This is a genomic window from Nesterenkonia sphaerica, from assembly GCF_005771565.1.
GTDB classification, from domain to species: domain Bacteria; phylum Actinomycetota; class Actinomycetes; order Actinomycetales; family Micrococcaceae; genus Nesterenkonia; species Nesterenkonia sphaerica.
In genome coordinates, this window is sequence record NZ_VAWA01000003.1 from 243,631 (window position 1) to 259,402 (window position 15,772).

At 64.8% G+C, this 15,772-nt stretch carries 13 protein-coding genes and 1 pseudogene; 6 read left to right on the plus strand and 8 right to left on the minus strand.

Translation table 11 applies throughout. The features are described from left to right. Nucleotides 1-5: 5 nt before the first annotated feature. The 6 genes from mnhG to FEF27_RS04055 are packed head-to-tail and all read right to left on the minus strand — an operon-like array spanning nt 6 to nt 6,861. Nucleotides 6-392, minus strand: coding sequence for a monovalent cation/H(+) antiporter subunit G (mnhG, locus tag FEF27_RS04030; protein WP_138169544.1), 387 nt, complete (start codon nt 390-392; stop codon nt 6-8). Continuing rightward, nucleotides 389-931 carry an MrpF/PhaF family protein gene (locus FEF27_RS04035; RefSeq protein WP_138169545.1) on the minus strand — a complete coding sequence of 181 codons (543 nt, stop codon included), beginning with the start codon at nt 929-931 and terminating at the stop codon, nt 389-391. Before FEF27_RS04035 ends, mnhG begins: the two co-directional genes overlap by 4 nt. After that, entirely contained in the window at nt 928-1,560 is a 633-nt protein-coding gene (locus tag FEF27_RS04040; protein WP_243729043.1) for a Na+/H+ antiporter subunit E, read from the minus strand. Before FEF27_RS04040 ends, FEF27_RS04035 begins: the two co-directional genes overlap by 4 nt. Next, nucleotides 1,557-3,308 carry a Na+/H+ antiporter subunit D gene (locus FEF27_RS04045; RefSeq protein WP_138169547.1) on the minus strand — a complete coding sequence of 584 codons (1,752 nt, stop codon included), beginning with the start codon at nt 3,306-3,308 and terminating at the stop codon, nt 1,557-1,559. Before FEF27_RS04045 ends, FEF27_RS04040 begins: the two co-directional genes overlap by 4 nt. Further along, nucleotides 3,308-3,832: a Na(+)/H(+) antiporter subunit C gene (locus FEF27_RS04050; RefSeq protein ID WP_138169549.1), complete on the minus strand. Its 525-nt coding sequence runs from the start codon at nt 3,830-3,832 to the stop codon at nt 3,308-3,310. Before FEF27_RS04050 ends, FEF27_RS04045 begins: the two co-directional genes overlap by 1 nt. Continuing rightward, nucleotides 3,829-6,861: a Na+/H+ antiporter subunit A gene (locus FEF27_RS04055; protein ID WP_138169551.1), complete on the minus strand. Its 3,033-nt coding sequence runs from the start codon at nt 6,859-6,861 to the stop codon at nt 3,829-3,831. Before FEF27_RS04055 ends, FEF27_RS04050 begins: the two co-directional genes overlap by 4 nt. A gap of 68 nt (nt 6,862-6,929) precedes the next feature. Here FEF27_RS04055 and FEF27_RS04060 point away from each other — a divergent pair, with 68 nt between their 5' ends. Beyond that, nucleotides 6,930-8,375, plus strand: coding sequence for an MFS transporter (locus tag FEF27_RS04060; RefSeq protein WP_138169552.1), 1,446 nt, complete (start codon nt 6,930-6,932; stop codon nt 8,373-8,375). A 236-nt stretch (nt 8,376-8,611) separates the two neighbouring features. Here the strand turns inward: FEF27_RS04060 and FEF27_RS04065 are convergent, their stop codons facing one another. Then, the gene (locus tag FEF27_RS04065; RefSeq protein ID WP_138169554.1) at nt 8,612-9,571 is read right to left on the minus strand and encodes an AEC family transporter; all 960 of its coding nucleotides are present in this window, start codon (nt 9,569-9,571) and stop codon (nt 8,612-8,614) included. A 109-nt stretch (nt 9,572-9,680) separates the two neighbouring features. On the opposite strand from FEF27_RS04065, the gene dcd reads away from it, so the two are divergent. The 5 genes and pseudogenes from dcd to FEF27_RS04090 form a co-directional block, all read left to right on the plus strand. Then, the gene (dcd, locus tag FEF27_RS04070) at nt 9,681-10,262 is read left to right on the plus strand and encodes a dCTP deaminase (protein ID WP_138169556.1); all 582 of its coding nucleotides are present in this window, start codon (nt 9,681-9,683) and stop codon (nt 10,260-10,262) included. Further along, the gene (locus FEF27_RS04075) at nt 10,259-11,302 is read left to right on the plus strand and encodes a hypothetical protein (protein WP_138169557.1); all 1,044 of its coding nucleotides are present in this window, start codon (nt 10,259-10,261) and stop codon (nt 11,300-11,302) included. Before dcd ends, FEF27_RS04075 begins: the two co-directional genes overlap by 4 nt. 11 nt (nt 11,303-11,313) lie before the next feature. Further along, the gene (locus FEF27_RS04080; RefSeq protein WP_138169558.1) at nt 11,314-13,923 is read left to right on the plus strand and encodes an HAD-IC family P-type ATPase; all 2,610 of its coding nucleotides are present in this window, start codon (nt 11,314-11,316) and stop codon (nt 13,921-13,923) included. A 15-nt stretch (nt 13,924-13,938) separates the two neighbouring features. Further along, the gene (locus FEF27_RS04085) at nt 13,939-15,135 is read left to right on the plus strand and encodes a CynX/NimT family MFS transporter (RefSeq protein ID WP_138169559.1); all 1,197 of its coding nucleotides are present in this window, start codon (nt 13,939-13,941) and stop codon (nt 15,133-15,135) included. 95 nt (nt 15,136-15,230) lie between these two features. Next, nucleotides 15,231-15,455 (plus strand): annotated as a pseudogene (locus FEF27_RS04090) (aspartate 1-decarboxylase); the annotation flags it as partial. Here the strand turns inward: FEF27_RS04090 and FEF27_RS04095 are convergent. Then, a partial coding sequence (locus FEF27_RS04095; protein WP_208009655.1) for a transposase occupies nt 15,445-15,772 on the minus strand: 328 nt, incomplete at its 5' end. The pseudogene FEF27_RS04090 and the gene FEF27_RS04095 sit on opposite strands and share 11 nt — an antisense overlap.

The window sequence follows — 15,772 nt, forward strand, 5'->3', positions numbered from 1 at the left end:
CCACCTTAGTCGTCTTTGACTTCCCGGCGCACCCCGCGCTGGCGGGAGAGCCGGTCCACTGCGGTGGCCAGTTCGTCCTCCGCCAGCAGGTCAGCTCGCATATGCTTGGTCCGGTAGCCTGCCCGCCCCACCACGTGGGCGCTTACCGGGGCGGTGAGAATCATCAGGCCCCAGGCCAGCAGTGCGATGACCACCCAGGGCCAGGAGCGCCACATGAGCGCGGCTGCGAGCACCAGCATCAGCAGCCCCAGCACCTGCGGCTTGGTGGCCGCATGCATCCGGGAATGCAGATCTGGGAACCGGACCAGGCCGAGACCGGCGGCCAGAGACATCAGCCCCCCGATCACCATGAACAGTGCAGCAATGCCGTCCAGTATGGAATCGATTGTCATCGGGGGTCTCCTGGTTCGGGACGCTCTTCGGCTCCGGGGTCAGAGTCCTTGTCCGGCTGCACTTCCGCAGGGCGGTCTCTTTTCCTTGACGGCACAAATCCCGAACGTGCCAGTGCGGCAAACCAGGAGGTGGACTCATCGTTGATGAGCGTGCCTCCATGGGGCTGGGCCCCGGCGCCTAATGGTGATTCGGGGGTCTCCGGTTCGGAAGCCGGTGCGCCCGCGAGCGTTTCGGCCTCCACTTGCGCGCGGCGGGCGCGATCCTGCGCGTCCGGCTGCCGGACTGCCACGTAACGGGCGATCGCGACCGCACCGAGGAAACCGATCACTGCGGTGACCAGCACGAACAGGATGTAGTCCGTGGACCCGTGGTAGGCCATTTCCACCAGCATCACAGAGCCGACGATGATCAAGATGACGTCGACGCTGATCACTCGGTCCAGCACCGAGGGCCCCTTGTAGACCCGGTACACCGCACAGAGCACCCCTAGGGCCAGCAGGAACTGGGTGAGCCAATAGGCTGTGTCAAGCAGAGTCACCGTGCCTCCTGAGTGTCCGGAGTGTCCTTGGGTGCGGTAACGGGGGTGTCGCGTTGGGCTTTGGAGAGTCCGGCCACGCGGCCCAGCCGAGCCTCGGCGCGCACCACTGCCAGGTCGGACCGACTCCCCAGCGTCCGAATCAGCAGCGCCTCAGTCCGGAGGGCGTCCTGGCGGATCTTCTCCGCCGCGTGGTCATCTGTGACGTTCAGCGCGTGGAGATACAAGGTGGCGGTGGTGCGGTCCACATCAAGTACCAAGGACCCGGGCACCAGCGCCAAGGCATGGCCGGTGAGCGTGATCAGGAAGTCGTCATGGCTGCGCAATTGGATCGCGATCACGGAGTTCCGGATCCGCGGACCCTTCACCACCGCCAACCAGGACACCTGAAAGCTCGCCAGCACCATCTTGGTCATGAAGCGCAACAGGAAGAGCAGCCCCCAGAAGGGGTTGACCCGGCCGGTGCCCCGGAGGGGAGGCAGGTAGAACACGCGCACGATGATGGTGCCGTAGACCACGCCGATCAGGAAGGTTCCTACGTCGAAGCTCTGCCACAGCGCCATCCAGAAAAGACCGAGGAAGAGGATCAGCGGCAGCTCCACCAGCAGCGGAGTCTTGGGCCGGCGCATCATTCATCTCCTCCCTCAGGCTCCGCCTGCTCCTCCACCTCAACGGTGGCTGAGCCGCGCTCATCGATCTCCACCTCTGGCTGCAGTGAGGTGCGCACCGGAGCGAACTCGGCCGCCCCGCCGTCGTTGGGCTCCAGATCAACCACATAACCGGTGGTGAAGTCCACCAGTTCCTCCCGCACACCGTCGACCCGTTCCTGTCCCAGCACCGCCTCCAGGTAGGGGGTGCGTTCGTACATGTCCTGCGCCGCGGCCCGGGAGAAGTTCATCAGCGGCCCTGCGAAGACGGTGAAGGCCAGGGACATCGTGACCAGCATCGCGGTGGGGGCCACCATGGATGCCGGAAGCAGGCGCTTGTTCGCCGCCCGCGCGTGGACCAGCGACTTCTGCAGCATGATCCGTTCTGGGTCCTCCACGTCCTCGGCTCGGCGCCAGAAGCCCCGCGCCCAGATCCGGGAGACCGCCAGCAGCGTCAGCAGAGATGTCAGCACCGAGGCGGCCACCAGTGTCCAGGTGATCCATGTGTTCTCCGCGATGCCGCCCTGCATGATGCCGAGCTTGCCGACGAAGCCGGAGAAAGGTGGAATGCCGGCCAGGTTCATCGCCGGGATGAAGAACAGCAGGGCAAGCACTGGGGAGATGCGCGCCAGGCCGCCCAGCCGGTCCACGTTGGCGGTTCCGGCACGCCGCTCGATGAGCCCGGTGACCAGGAACAGTGTGGTTTGGATGGTGATGTGATGGGCCACGTAGTAGATAGTCGCCGCCATCCCAATGACGCTGCTCAGCGCCAGGCCGAACACCAGATACCCAATGTGGCTGATCAGCGTGAACGAGAGCATGCGTTTGATGTCAGCCTGCGCCAAGGCCCCTAGGATGCCAACGAGCATGGTCAGTCCGGCCACGATCATCAGCACGGTGTTGATCCGCTCCCCCGGGAAGAGCAGCGTCTCGGTGCGGATCATGGCGTAGATGCCCACCTTGGTCAGCAGTCCTGCGAAGACGGCGGTCACCGGGGCGGGAGCGGTGGGGTAGGAGTCCGGGAGCCAGAACGCCAGGGGGAACACGGCAGCTTTGATGCCGAAAGCCACCAACAGCATGACATGGAGCATCAGCTGCGTGCCGCGGTCCAATTCACTGAGCTTCAGCGCCAGGTCAGCGAGGTTCACCGTGCCGGCGGCGGCGTACATCAGGCCAATGGTGATCAGGAACAGCATGGAGGACAGGATGGAGACCACTACGTAGGTCACACCCGCTCGGATGCGCGCCTCCCCGCCGCCGAGGGTCAGCAGCACGTAGGAGGCGGTGAGGAAGATTTCGAACCCGACGTAGAGGTTGAACAGGTCTCCGGCCAGAAACGCGTTGGAAACCCCGGCCACCAGGATCAGATAGGTCGGATAGAAGATCGAGACGGGGCCGGCGTCGTTCTTCTCCTCCGCAGCGCCCTGGCCCACTGCGTAGAGCAGCACCGCCAGTGTGATGAATGAGGAGACCACCAGCATCAGTGCCGCGAACCGGTCGATCACCATGGAGATCCCGAACGGGGCCGGCCATCCGGCCAGCTGCACGGCGTGTGCGCCGCCATGCCAGACTTCGGCAAGCAGCACCAGCTCGAGCAAGACGGTGAGGATGAGCGCCCCGATGGTGATCGCCTTCTGGGTGGCCTGGTTGCGGTAGAACGCGAAGGCGAATGCGGCCCCGAAGAACGGGATCAGCACCGCCAGGGGGACGAAATCAACCACCTCGAACTGCATCAGCTCTCACCTGCCCCTCGGGAGCCTTCGGTGAGTGCCGTCGCGGCGTCGTCGCGGGGCTCTGCCGGGCTCACTGAGCGGACCGTGCCGGTGGCCGGGTCCACCGCGTCAATGAATTCCGAAGTCTCGGTGCCGACGTCGGCGTCCTCCTCCGGGTCGTGAGCGCCGATGGTGGCGGCTACTCGCCTGTCCTCCTCATCATCGGTGACCTCATCCTGGCGGCCGAGCACCCAGGAACGGTAAATCAGCGCCAACAACAGCGCCACCATGGCGAAGGCGATCACGATGGCCGTCAGCAGCAACGCCTGGGGCAGGGGATCCAGATAGTCGCCTGCTTCCATCCCGTCGCGCACAATGGGGGGTTCCCCAGCCCGGCCGGAGGTCTGCAGGATCAACAGATTCACCCCGTTGGAGATCAGGATGATTCCCAGCAGCACACGGGTCAGCGAACGTTCCAGCAACAGGTAGATGCCCACGGCCAGCATCGCGCCCATGACCACCAGCAGGGTGAGATTAATGGTCACCTGGCCACCCCCAACGAGGTCTGGGAATGGATACTGTGGCCGCCGGCTGAATCGCGCCGGTGTTCCTGTTCGCTGCGGACGTCGATCTCGGAGCCCAGACTGCGCAGCACATCCACGATCAGGCCGATGACCACCAGGTAGACCCCCACGTCAAACAGGACGGAGGAGACCAGGTGGTGTTCGCCCAAGACTGGCAGCTGGAGGTCCACCACAAAGCTCTGGAAGGCCTGCCCGCCGAAGATCAGCGGCACCACTCCGGTGAAGCACGCCACGGCCAGCCCCCACCCCATCAGTGCTCCAGCGGAAAAGGGTATGGCCGCTTCCAGCTCGTACCGTCCCCCGGCCAGGTACCGCAGCACGAACGCCAGCCCGGCCAGCAGCCCGCCGGCGAAACCTCCGCCAGGGGTGTTGTGCCCGGCCAGCAGCAGGTAGACCGAGATCAGGATGATCGCGTGGAACATCAGCCGGGTGACCACTTCAAAGATGATGGACCGATGCTCCGGGGCCAGGGTCCTGCCGGCCACCAGCCAGGCTTCACGGGCCACGGTGGCGAAGCTTCGGGCGACCTGCACCTCCTTGGCCTGCCGGGGGGAGAGCGCTTTGTCGGAGAGCACCCTCCCCACCGAGCCGGTGGGCACCTCATGGAGCTGGCGGCGCTGGACGTCGCGGCGCTTGACGAAGATTAGGCTCGCCACGCCTGTGGCGGCTGCGGCCAGCACACTGATCTCCCCGAAAGTGTCCCAGACCCGGATGTCGACCAGGGTGACGTTGACGATATTCGCCCCGTGGCCGACGTCGTAGCTCATCCACGGGTACTCCACGCTCACCGGTTCCGCCACCCTGCGGTCCATAGCGATGGCTGCCGCGATCATGACGATCAGCCCGAACCCGGCCCCCAGCAGCGCCCGGCCGAACCTGAACCGGGTGGGGTTCTGCGTCCAGATCCCGGCCGGGAGGGTTCGCAGTGCCAGCACGAAGACCACCAGAATAATGGACTCCACCAGCAGCAGCGTCAGGGCCAGATCCGGTGCTCCCTGCAATGCGAACTGTCCAGCAATGCCCCAGCCGCACAGACTGACCGTCAGCACTGCGATGAATCGCTTCGGCGCCCAGACCGCACCGAGCCCGCCGGCAATGATCAGCACCCCCAGCACCACCTGCATGGGGCCCTCGGCCAGTATGAAGTGCCCAGGGATGGTGTGCCCGGTGAACGCGATCACTCCGGCAGGCACACCGGTGGCGACGGCCATAATGATGAACAGGTACCAGCCCAGTGATCCCCGCTGAGTCTTGGAGGTCACCCAGGCGGCGAAGTCGTCCAGGTGGCGGATGCTGACCCGGTAAAGCCGCTCGGCGTCGAGCGCCTCCGGAAGCGCGTGCAGTGCACGGCCGTTGCGTCCGCGCCGCCAGAACAGCCCCAGACCCAGTGCCCAGGTCAGCGCGGAGAGCCCCAGCACAGGGGTCAGACCGTGCCACAGCGCTAAGTAGGTGGGCTCGACGGCGGGGTCAACCGGTTCGAAGAGGGCGGCGAAGGGTTCCATCAGCTGCTGGAGAGGCTGCGGCGCCACGGCGAAAAGCACAGTGGCGGCTGCCAGCAGTGCGGGTGCCGCGAGGAAGACGGCGTCGGGGTGGTGATGAAATTGAGTCTGCGGAAGGGCAGTGCCGGCTGCCGGGTGACCCGCCGGGTGGCGTTTGGCGGCGAAAGCACCCCAGAGGAATCTGGCGGAGTACGCCACGGTGAGAGCGGAGGCCAGCACGACGCCGCCGAGCACCACCCAGCCCCAGGTGCCGTTGACCTCCGCGTACCCGTAGAAGGACTCGAAGACCACCTCTTTTGCGACGAATCCGAACAGCGGAGGCAGTCCGGCCATCGAGGCCACGGCCACGGCTGAGATGATCAGCAGGGGCCTTTGGGCTGCGCCGATTCCGGACAGGACACGCAGATCGCGGGTTCCGGTGTTGTGGTCGATGATCCCAACGACCATGAACAGCGCTGCCTTGAACAGCCCGTGCGCCAGCAGCATCGCCAGACCCGCCAATGCCGCGTCCTCGGTGCCGAGGCCGTTGACCATCATGAGGAACCCCAGCTGGGAGACGGTGCCGTAGGCGAGGATGAGTTTGATGTCGGTCTGGCGCAAGGCCCGGTACGCGCCGATGAGCATGGTCAGCAGTCCCAGCCCGAGCACCAGCGGCAGCCAGAACGCGGTGTCGTAGAACCCTGGGGCGAAGCGTGCGACCAGGTAGATACCGGCCTTCACCATCGCGGCGGCGTGGAGATAGGCCGAGACAGGGGTCGGTGCGGCCATGGCCGCAGGGAGCCAGAAGTGGAACGGCACCAGGGCTGACTTCGAGATCGCCCCGATCAGGATCAACGCCAGTGCGATGTCAACTGCCGTACCGTTGAGCTCCGCGGCGGAGGCCAGGATGTCGGAGAGCCGGTAAGAGCCGGCGAGCTCCCCGAGCCACAAGAGCCCCACCAGCATGATCAGGCCCCCGAAGGTCGTCACCACCAGCGCTTGGATGGCGGACCGGCGGGCGAAGATACGGTGGGCGGAGTATCCGATGAGCAGGAAGGACAGTACGGTGGTCAGTTCCCAGAAGATGAACAGCATCACCAGGTCATCGGAGAGAACAAGGCCCAGCATGGCGGCCGCAAAGGCGAACAGCTGGGCGGCGAAGGGGCCAGCGCCACGTTCACCGCGAGGGAAGTACCGGGCGCAGTAGAGCATCACCGCGGCGCCAACGCCGGTGATCAGCATTGACATCACCAGCGCCAGAATGTCCATGCGGAAGGCCAGCTCCACGCCGAGCTGGGGAATCCACGACACCACCTCGGCCGGGGGCGCATTGGGCGCGCCGATCGGTGCGTCCTGGTCCGCCGGGATCACTACCGGCAGGTAGAAAAATGTCCAGAGAAATGCCGCTGACAGGATGCCGGTCAGCAGATAAAACGTGCTTCGGCCCCACCAGGAGAAGAACAGGGGGGTCAGGATGCTCACTGCGAACAGCACAGCCAGCACAATGATCACCAGTCAGCCCCACCCTTCCATCAGTTTTGAATCCCCTAAGCTTAACAGGGAGGGAGTACCATTCGGCCATGAGCCGCGCTTCAGATTCCGCTGACGCCACGCCGGGCGCGGGGGCTGTGCCCGCCTCTGCGCAGCACCCGCTGAACAAGTCCGTGATTGCGCGCTGGAGCCTGTGGTCCTGGGGCAACGCCACCGTCTCGGCGGTGATGACAACTTTTGTCTTCGGCACCTACCTCACCTCTCCGGCGTTTGACCCTGCCGTGCTGCCTCCCGATGCCAGTCCCGGAGACCGTGGCGCACAGTACCTCGCCGTAGCCACCGCCATCGCTGGGGCCGTGGTGGCACTCACCGCGCCGGTGATCGGGCAGCGCACTGACAATGCGGGGCGCCGGCGGATGGGCCTGACATTGAACACGGTGCTGGTGATCACCATGGTGGCGCTGTGTTTCTTCGTCCGGCCCGAGGAGGGCTACCTGCTGTTGGGGGTCACCCTGATGGCCCTGATGGGGATCTTTGATGAATTCGCGAACCTCAATTACAACGCGATGATCACCGATATCTCCGACCATGAGCGCATGGGCCGGGTCTCGGGCATCGGGTGGGGCGCCGGCTACCTGGGCGGCATTGTGCTGCTGCTGCTGGTCTACGTCGCCATGATCGAAGGTGACTGGCTGGGCATCGGCAGCGACGACGCGGTCAACATCCGCGCCGTGGCGGTGGTGGCCGCCGGCTGGCACCTGCTGTTCGCTCTGCCGCTGCTGCTGACGTGGTTCAAGACCGCGGACACTCGGCAGGTGGAAGACCGGATCCCTGTGGCGGAGTCCTACCGCCGGCTCTTTAGGGTGATCGCCGGACTGTGGCACCAGGACCGCAATACTCTGTGGTTTCTGCTCGCCTCAGCGATCTACCGCGATGGGCTCTCCGCAGTGTTCGTCTGGGGGGCGGTGCTGGGCGTGCACGTGTACCGGATCGAAGACTCCGAGATACCGTTCACTGAGCTCGCCGGCAGCGTGCTGCTCTTCGGCGTGGCAGGCAACGTGGTAGCGGCCATCGGGGCCTTCATCGGTGGCTGGTTCGACGACCGTTTCGGACCTCGCCGGGTCATCGCCTTCAGCCTGGCCAGCCTGCTCGGCATCGCGGTCTTCCTGTGGGTGTTGGTGGAGCCGCGGGAGATCGGCCCCCTCGCGCTGACCCCAGTGGAGGCGTTCTGGTTCTTCGGGCTGCTGCTGTGCCTCTTCGTGGGCCCAGCTCAAGCCTCCTCCCGAGCGTTCTTGGGCCGGCTGGCCCCACCCTCCCGAGCGGGGGAGCTCTTCGGTCTTTACGCCACCGCCGGGCGCGGCTTCTCCTTCGTCACCCCCGCCCTGATCGGACTGCTCATCTTCCTCTTCGGCGGTCAGGTGATGGCAATCCCGGGCATCGCCCTCGTGCTGTCGCTGGGACTGCTGCTGCTGTTGGTCGCCGTCCGTGACCCCTCCGGTCCAGCGAAGATGCACGAGCATTCGGCCGTGGGCTAGCTGTGCCCCACGGGGTTGAGTCAGTGCGATTCGTGGAGCTGAACACTGACACGCCAACGATTGTCAATTCCGTGCGTTCTCCACCCCACGCTCCTGCCTGAGAGCGTCGGATCTGACACCTGTCGCTGATGGAGCGGCTGCTGCACCCGCCTCCCGCCACCAGATGGACCAACCCGTCAGGTCAATACGGCTAGGCGAGCAGCAGTGCCACCACCACCANCGTCAGGTCAATACGGCTAGGCGAGCAGCAGTGCCACCACCACCATGGACGGGATGCCCAGGATAGTGGTGACCAGCACAGTGTCCCGGGCGATCGTCTCCCCCGTGCCGTACCGCACCGCAGCCACCAGCACGTTCTGCGCCGTCGGCAGCGAGGCCATCACCACCGCGGTCAGCAGCATCAGACCATCGAGGCCGAAGATGAATGCGGCAATCAGATACGCCAGCCCCGGATGAACGACCAGTTTGATGGTGGCAGCGATCAGCACGTCCCGGCGCCTCCCTGAGGCTTTGCTCAGCGGCCTGGAACCGACTAAGGAGAGCCCGAAGGCAATCAGCATCAGCGGGATGGCCGACCCTGCCAGCAGCTCCACTGATTCGTGGATCTGCTCCGGAAGCCGCCAGTTCTGCCAGGAGAAGAGCAGCCCCAGGACACAGCCGATGATCATGGGATTGAGCAGTGTCATCGCCAGTCGGCGTGCCACCTCGGTGCGAGCGCTGCGGCGCACCCGGGCCGCACCGGCCCGTCCCGCCGTGAGCTGATCCAGCATGCCGACGTACAGCGGGGTGTAGAGCGCAAGCTGGAACATCACAATCGGTGCGGCCAAGCTGATGTCGCCCAGCACGTAGGCCGCAATGGGGAAGCCGAGGTTGGCGGAGTTCACCAAAGAAGCGCTCATTCCGCCAATGACCCACTCCGCTCCGCTGCGGCCCGGCAGTACCAGACGCCCCAGCAGAAGAAACAGACCGAGCATGGTGAATGCGCTCAGCGCAGCTACCCCGAACTGCGGCCCAAGCACCTCTCGGATGGGCGAACCAGAGATCGTGAGGAACAGCAGGCAGGGGGAGGCGACGAAGAATGCCAGGCGGGAGAGCACCACTCGGGCTTCGCGCCCCAAGACTTGGATGCGTCCCAGCAGGTAGCCCACCGCGATGATCAGCCAGACCACAGCAAATCCGGACAGCACTGCCGCCATGCATCATCTCCTCCAGTCAGCGTGAGACGCAAGGATCAGGACCCTGCGCACCTGCCCGTGCTCCACCATACGCCTGCCCCGGACTCGACACTGCTGGTAATTTGGGTCCGTGCTGCTTTCCGATAATGATATTCGCGCTGAGATTGCCGCCGGCCGCATTCAGCTGGATCCTCTCCAGGAGGCGATGATTCAGCCCTCCAGCGTCGACGTGCGTCTGGAGCGCATGTTCCGGCTGTTCGACAACCACAAGTACGCGCATATCGATCCCTCAGTGGAACAGACTGACCTGACACGCCTGGTCGAGGTCGACCCTGAAGAGCCCTTCGTTCTTCACCCGGGCGAGTTCGTCCTGGGGTCCACCTTCGAGGTCGTGACCCTGCCCGACGACGTCGCAGCCCGGCTTGAGGGCAAGTCGTCGCTGGGACGCCTGGGGCTGCTGACCCACTCCACCGCCGGGTTCATCGACCCCGGCTTCACCGGCCAGGTGACACTGGAGCTGTCCAATATGGCCACACTTCCCATCAAGCTGTGGCCGGGGTCGAAGATTGGGCAGCTGTGCTTCTTCCGGCTCTCCTCCCCCGCTGCCACCGGTTACGGTTCGGCCGCGCATCAGTCCCGGTACCAGGGGCAGCGCGGCCCCACTGCCTCACGCAGTCATGAGAATTTCCACCGCACCATCATCAGCACATGAACGATTACGCACAGCACGCTGAACCCCAAAACGCAGAGTCCTCTGGTACCAGCTACGGACCGGTGATCGGGTGGGCCGTCGCTCTTGTGTTGGCCGCAGTGGCTGCCGTGGTAGTGGTCTGGCAGGTCAATGAACAGCTCTACTCTCCGGAGACCACCGCCGAGTCATACTGGGAGGCACTGCGGGCTGGAGACGGCTCCCAGGCGTTGGGACACTTTCATTCTGTGCCGGAATTCACCCAGGAGGAGGAGGTCGACCACCTCCTTCTCTCCGATGAACCGCTGCAGCACTCCATCGAGCTGATAGATTCTGCCGCGCTGGCAGGTACCGAGGCCGGTGCCGAGCTGGACTTTGTGGTGGACGAAGAGACCTACACCACATCGCTGCCGCTGGCGCGCACCGGGAGCAGCTGGGGCTTCTTCGACACCTGGGAGCTCGCACCTTCAGGTATCACCTGGTTTGAGGTAGAGGTCCCCGGTGCCCCCCAGGGCGGCATCGGTCAGGTGCAGGTTAACGGCGAGCCGGTCAATCTAGAGGGCGAGGCTGCCCGCCTGGCTGCCTTCGTGCCCACGGTGGCGCAGCTGAGCATCGATTCTCAGTGGCTCAGCGGCTCCGCCACCCATGTGGTGACTGCGGCGGAGGACGGCGAATCCTCCGCAGAGCGTGTGACCTTGGAACTCGAGGCCTCCGATGAGGCGGCGAGTGTGCTCCGCGAGGAGCTCACCTCCTATTTTGAGAACTGCGATCAACAGGTACTGATGCCCAGTGGTTGCCCGGTCGGGATCAGCACCTCCAACCGGGTGGACCCCGACACCATCAGCTGGTCGTTCCCCGATCCCGAGGAGTTCTCCCTCACATTTGACGCGGAGAGCTGGCAGGTCACCCATGAGGAATTGGTGGCCCAAATCAGCTTTGACGCAGTCCACCACCACACTGGGGAGCAGGTCAATGAGACTGCCGAGGTCCCCTTTGAACTGGACATCGAGGTGGGGGCCAGCGGCGAGGACCTGGTGGTGTCGATCAATGGGGCGACGCCTTAGACTTATGCCCCGTGGCTAAAGCAAAGACCGAAGACCGCGATCCTGCGGAGCTACGGTCGGCGCCGGACCCTGAGACTCTCGAGGCGCAGGGGTTGAACTCTGTCCAAGTCTCTGAGCGCCTTCAGCTGAAGCTGGCCAATGTGCAGCCTCGCACCACGTCCCGTTCGATCGCAGAGATCCTGCGCACCCACCTGATGACCTTGTTCAATCTCATCATCGGAATATGTGCGGTGATCATCATCCTGCTGGGCCGGTGGTTGGACTTACTGTTCGCCCTCGCAGCGGTGAGCAATGTGATGATCGGTCTGGCCCAGGAGTACAGCGCCAAACGGAAACTCGATGGAATTGCGCTTCTGCACCAGGATCGGATCCGGGTGTTGCGGGACGGCATGATTATTCAGATCCACCGCGAGCAGGTCGTCCTCGACGACGTCCTCGAGCTGCGCCGCGGTGACCAGGTCCCCGCTGACGGCGTCGTCCTCTCCAGCAATGACATGGACCTCGATGAATCCATGCTGACCGGTGAATCCGTCCCCGTGGCGAAACGGCGCGGGGACGCCGCGCTGTCCGGCACGGCGGTGATCGCCGGATCTGGGCGGATCGTGGTCACCGCCGTCGGGGAGCGAGCGCATGCGGTGCAGCTGACCACTGCGGCGAAGAAGTATCTGAAGATCAATTCTGAGATCCGCCGCGCACTGGAACGTATTGCGTTCTGGCTGTCCATTATTCTGCTGCCGGTCGCCGCCGTGGTGTTCCACGGGCAGATGCTCGCCCACGGTGGGTGGCGGGAGGCTTGGGCCAGCGGCGAGTGGAGGGAGGCGCTGGTGACGGCGGTTGCCTCCGTGACTGCTATGGTCCCGCAGGGCCTGGCGCTGATGACCACTATTGCCTTTGCTGTGGCGGCGGTGAAGCTCGCCCGGCACCATGTGCTGCTCCAGGAACAGCCCGCAGTCGAGATCCTGGCCCGGGTGGACGTGGTCTGCTTGGACAAGACCGGGACCTTGACGGACGGGACTGTGGCCTTCCACAGGTGGAGCGCGGTGGACGCGGACGGGACGCCTGGCCAGTGGCGCCGCGGGAGCGGCTCAGCGGCAGCTGGTTCAGCTCAGGCCAGCGAGCCATGGCACCAAGTATTGGCCCAGTTCGGCCATGATGAGGCGGCCAATCCTACCGCCGCGGCGCTGACCGACCCCTTCCCTGTGCTGCCGGCGTACGCGCCGGCGCAGTGGGTGCAGTTCTCCTCAATGCGCCGCTGGTCCGCAGCCACTTTTGACCACCACGCTGGCCCACTGGCCGGGCATTGGGTACTCGGGGCCCCGGAGATACTGAAGGACGCGCAGGTCGCTTCCGGGGTCGACGTCGCGCACTTGCTGGAGCATACCGACAGGATCGCCGCCGAGGGCCTGCGAACGCTGCTGTTGGCCTGGGCGCCCTTGCAGACACCCTTGGATGCGGCAGCCACGCTGCCGCTGCGCAGGGGTCAGGCACTGCCGGTGCAGTTGCGGCCCGTTGCACTGGTGACGTTCAAGGAGAACGTCCGACGCGACGCCGCCACCACTTTGGAGTACTTCCGCGAACAGCAGGTGGGCCTCAAAGTGATCTCCGGTGACAACCCCAAGACCGTCGCTGCCGTGGCCAAGGAGGTGGGCCTGAGGTTTGACGGTGACGGCGTCGACGCTTCCACCCTGCCCTCCGAGGCGGAGGGACTCCGCTCCGCAATGGCCACTCACCACGTCTTCGGCCGCGTGACCCCAGAGCAGAAGGCCGCGATGGTCGAGGCACTGCAAGCGAACGGGCACGTGGTGGCTATGACCGGCGACGGCATCAACGATGCATTGGCAGTCAAGAAGGCTGACCTGGGCATCGCGATGGGATCCGGGGCGCCCGCGACCAAGGCAGTGAGTCGCATGGTGCTGCTGGACGGCAAGTTTTCTCGGCTGCCCTCGGTCTTGGAGGAAGGTCGCAAGGTTATTGCCAATACCGAACGGCTGGCCAACCTGTTCCTGGCAAAGACCGCGTACGCGATCCTCTTGGGTCTGTTCTTCGCTGTGGCCTTCTGGCACTTTCCTTTCCTGCCGCGTCAGTTCTCCACTGCAGACTTCCTGATCCTGGGTATGCCCGCCTTCGTCCTGGCGGTGATGCCCAGCGTGCAGCGGTATCGGAGGGGGTTCCTGAAACGCTCCCTGATGTTCGCGGTGCCGCCCTCGCTGGCGATTGTGCTGAGCTTAATCGTGGTCTCGGCGTTTGGCCGGGGGTTCAGCGCCACCGCCTCAGAGATCCAGACGGCGAGTTTCATCAGCCTGACGCTGGTGGGCCTCTGGGTTCTCACCACGACTCTGCGTCCGATGACTATCCCACGGGTGACGCTGATCGGCGCCATGTACCTGCTGCTGGGACTGGTCCTGCTGGTACCGGTCTCACAGCAGTACCACCTGTTCACCCTGCCGTCGGCGGAGTTACTCGCGGTCACGTTTGTCGCTTCGGTCTGCGGCTGTGTCTTGGTCGAACTGGGCCATCGGGTCTACACCACCGTGGTGGCGAAGTCTCAGACCTCCGAGACTCCCCCGACGGGGCACGTGAGCAACATCACTGCTGCGCAGATTGTGCCGCCCCGGCGGTGATCTAGAGTGGAGCGCATGCCCTCCCGAGCCTCTGGCACCCTGATGCTGATGGCGACGGTGTTGTTGGTCTCTGCGAACCTGCGGCCGGCGATCACGGTGGTGGGGCCCCTGATTGAGCGCATCGGCGCTGATACCGGGCTGAGTCCCTCAGCTCTGGGGGTCTTGGGTGCGGTGCCCATCGTCGCATTCGGTTTGGTTGCACCCGTGGTCCATGCGCTGGGCCGCCGCTTCGGGTTGGAGCGGACCATCCTGCTCTCGCTGCTGATACTCGTCGGCGGTACGCTGCTGCGTTCGGCCCCGGGAATCGATGGTTTGCCGCAGGCGGTGCCGCTCTACGCCGGGACGGCACTACTCTCCGCAGGTATCGGAGTCGGCAACGTCCTAGTGCCTGCGGTGGTGAAGCGTGACTTTCCCGACCGGGTGCCGCTGATGACGGGAGCCTACACCGCCGCACTAGTGGGAACCGCCGCCGTCTTCTCCGGGGTGGCCGTCCCGTTGGCGGACCTGCTGAACTGGGAACTTGCCTTAGCTGTGCCTGCTCTGTTCGCGCTGCTGGCATCCACGGTCTGGGCGCTGCGGAGAGCTCCGGTGCCGGAGGCACCTGAGGATTCCGCCCCCAGTGTGGCCGGCGGCAGGCTGCCAACCACACTCTGGCGCCAACCGTTGGCCTGGCAAGTGAGTCTCTACTTCGGACTCCAATCCACCCTGTTCTTCACCCTGCTGACGTGGTTTCCCGCGATTCAGACTTCTCACGGGATCACCGAGGCTTCCGCCGGACTCTGGCTCGGGTTGTTCCAAGCCGCGGGCGTCGTCGCCAGTCTCATCGTGGGTCAGGTGATGCAGCGAGCCCGTGACCAGCGGGGCATCTCAGCCGTGGTGATCGCATTCATGCTGACAGCGCTGCTGGGCATTATTTTCGCCCCCGGGCTGATGCCGCTCTGGGCGCTGTGCGCAGGGACCTCCACGGGGTGTTCGTTGCTCTTGGCACTGACGTTCATCTCATTGCGGGCTGGCAGCCCCAGCCAGGTGGGACAGCTCTCCGGCATGGCGCAGGGCGTAGGTTACTTGGTGGCGGCCGGGGGGCCGGTATTCGCCGGGGCGCTTTTCCAGGCAGTAGAGTCCTGGACCCCGGTGCTGTGGTGTGCGTTGGCGATCGCATTGGTTCAGGGAGCCCTGGGGCACCGAGCCGGTCGGAATGTGCAGGTGGAGTGAGGAAAGCGTCAGCCCACTGGCGCAAGTAGGCCCCAGGCCGCGGGTGCGGAATAATTGTTGCCAATCCCTCTCAGCCATCACGAAAGAGAGCATTGATGCTGCGGACCATGTTGGGTGGAAAGATCCACCGCGCCACCGTCACCCATGCGGATCTGCATTACGTCGGTTCGGTCACCGTCGATGCGGAGCTGCTGCGCGCAGCCGACATCCTGGAGGGGGAGAAGGTGGATATTGTCGACATCACCAATGGTGCTCGGCTGTCCACCTACGCGATCGCCGGGGGCTTGTCAAGTAGTTTGTGTACGGGGGTTATAAGTATCGGTTGATTCGGTCAGGGTATGCGACGGCCAGTTGGGCCAGGGCTTGTTTCCAATTCGTGGTCACTTGGCCCTCGACGAGGCGGCCGGAAGCTTTCCTCTTGCCGGGCTTGCCTCGCTCCTTCTCGCGTTCCCGGGCGCGCTTGTCTTCGATGTTGCAGATCGCCAGCCATAAAAGCTTCACCACGGAATCATCGGTCGGGAACTGGGAACGGTTTTTGGTGACTTTTCGCAGCTGGTAGTTCAGCGACTCGATCGCGTTGGTCGTGTAGATGACACGCCGCAGCGCCGGCGGGAACTGCAGGAACGGAGTTAAGCGG